The sequence below is a fragment of the Streptomyces spinosisporus genome, from assembly GCF_022698145.1.
GTDB lineage: Bacteria > Actinomycetota > Actinomycetes > Streptomycetales > Streptomycetaceae > Streptomyces > Streptomyces spinosisporus.
Genome location: NZ_JALDAX010000048.1, coordinates 1 through 2,116, shown reverse-complemented (window position 1 = coordinate 2,116; position 2,116 = coordinate 1). Strand labels below are relative to the sequence as shown.

Genomic DNA, 2,116 nt, shown 5'->3' with positions numbered 1-2,116 from the left:
ACTGGTCGCCGCGTACGCAGCGGAGCAGGCGGGGAAGGCAGGGTAGGACCTCCCTGACCAGGGCAGACTGGCCGACTGGCAGGGCCGGGAGCCGGCAGGGGGCCGGCGGCCCCACGATCATGGGGCCTGACCTCTGCGTATCGCAGCGTCAGCCATCCCGAGAAATGTGAGCTCCGTTGAGCCGTCACACCCGCAGGGGCTGCCTCGTCTCCCTGATGAGACAGCAAGCGGACGACGAAGAGACGCGCGGGTTCGAGAAGGAACGCGCGAGTACGCGTCGCCCTTCCCTGTGAGGACCTCTATGCACGCCATCACTGTGCAGGACCGCGATGCCGGTCTTGCGGGCATGACCCTGACCGACATGCCCTACCCCGAGGCAGGCGAGAACGACGTCGTCGTGCGGGTGCACGCCGCGGGCTTCACGCCCGGCGAGCTCGACTGGCCGGGCACCTGGACCGACCACGCCGGCCGGGACCGGACACCCAGTGTGCCCGGGCACGAACTGTCCGGTGTCGTCGTGGAGTTGGGGTACGGCACCACCGGCCTGAGCGTCGGTCAGCGGGTGTTCGGCCTGGCCGACTGGAGACGCAACGGCACGCTCGCCCAGTACACCGCGGTGGAAGCCCGCAACCTCGCCCCGCTCCCGGCGGACATCGACCACACCACGGCCGCCGCGCTGCCCATCTCCGGGCTGACCGCCTGGCAGGCCCTGTTCGACCACGGTCGTCTCACCACCGGACAGACCGTCCTGATCCACGGCGCCGCGGGCGGCGTCGGCTCGATCGCGGTACAGCTCGCCCGCGAGGCAGGCGCCCGCGTCGTCGGCACCGGCCGTGCCCGCGACCGGGACCGGGTCCTCGCCCTGGGCGCCGACACCTTCCTGGACCTGCAGACCGACCCGCTGGAGGACGCGGACCAGGTCGATGTCGTACTGGACGTGATCGGCGGAGACATCCTCGACCGTTCCATCGCCCTCGTACGCCCCGGCGGCACCCTTGTCACCATCGCCGCGCCGCCCAAGACCCAGCCCAAGGACGGACGGGCCGTCTTCTTCATCGTCGAACCCGACCGCGCCCGGCTCACCGACATCGCCACACGGGTACGGGACGGCCGGCTCAAGCTGAACATCGGCGCGGTCCACACCCTCGCGGACGCACCCTCCGCGTACGCCTCCACCACACGCACTCCCGGCAGGACCATCGTCCGCGTCACCGAAGACTGAGACGACCGAAACAGGGCACCGATGAGGCCCGCCCTGCGGGTCTCCGGTGCCACGCAAGCCTCACGTACGAATCAAAGGAACCATGACCAACTCCCCACGCGTCAACATCGGCAAGCAGCACCCGGCCCCCTACAAGGCCCTCATCGCCCTGTCGTCGGAGGTGGACGAGACCACCTCTGCAGCGGGCCTGGACCCGCTCCTGGTCGAGCTGTTGAAGATCCGTACCTCCCAGATCAACGGATGTTCCTTCTGCTTGCGCATGCACACCCGCGACGCCCTCAAGAAGGGCGAAAACCCCGACCGGATCGCCGTGCTGCCCGCATGGGAAGAGACCGGCTACTTCTCCGAGACCGACCGTGCAGCTCTCCGCCTGACCGAGGCGATCACCTGCGTGCCGGACGGACACGTCAGCGACGAGGACTACGACGCTGCCGCGGCCGTACTCACCGCCGACCAGATCTCGGCGATCGCCTGGCTGGCCACCGTGATGAACGCCTTCAACCGCGTCGCGATCACCAGCAGGTACCCCGTCGAGGCGTGAGCGGCACCTTTCCCGCGTAGAGGCCTCGTAGAGCTGCCGTAGACCCCGCGGTGGAAGGGTCGCATCACAACAAGGAGCGTTCGTACACCGTTCATTGGAGTGTGATCCGCGTGGCCACGGACTTCGAAGGCAGGAAACTCGTCGTGATCGGCGGCGCCAGCGGCATGGGCCTCCAGACCGCCGAGAACGTGATCGCGGGAGGTGGCAGCGCGGTGATCGTCGGCCGTGCGGGCCGCAAGCTCGACGACGCCGTGGCCGCGCTGTCGCGCTCCGGCAGCGCATGGGCAGTCGAGGCCGACCTGGCCGACCGGGACCAGGTCGTCGAGGCGCAGAAGCAGCTGGCGGAGGACCAT

General features: G+C 69.2%; 3 protein-coding genes. All 3 read left to right on the top strand.

Going from position 1 to position 2,116, the window contains the following annotated elements; genetic code table 11:
* The first annotated feature begins 301 nt into the window (after nt 1-301).
* Nucleotides 302-1,222, top strand: a complete 921-nt coding sequence (locus MQN93_RS43610; RefSeq protein ID WP_242713908.1) for an NADP-dependent oxidoreductase — start codon at nt 302-304, stop codon at nt 1,220-1,222.
* Between the two features lie 82 nt (nt 1,223-1,304).
* Nucleotides 1,305-1,763, top strand: coding sequence for a carboxymuconolactone decarboxylase family protein (locus MQN93_RS43605; RefSeq protein ID WP_242713907.1), 459 nt, complete (start codon nt 1,305-1,307; stop codon nt 1,761-1,763).
* Nucleotides 1,764-1,873: 110 nt separating this feature from the next.
* Nucleotides 1,874-2,116, top strand: a 243-nt coding sequence (locus tag MQN93_RS43600) for an SDR family NAD(P)-dependent oxidoreductase (RefSeq protein WP_242713906.1), incomplete at its 3' end; no start/stop codon positions are given.

What these genes read in the sequence shown, in the direction of transcription:
- MQN93_RS43610 (WP_242713908.1), top strand. Translation starts at nt 302, where the DNA reads ATGCACGCCATCACTGTGCAGGACCGCGATGCCGGTCTTGCGGGCATG.
- MQN93_RS43605 (WP_242713907.1), top strand. Translation starts at nt 1,305, where the DNA reads ATGACCAACTCCCCACGCGTCAACATCGGCAAGCAGCACCCGGCCCCC.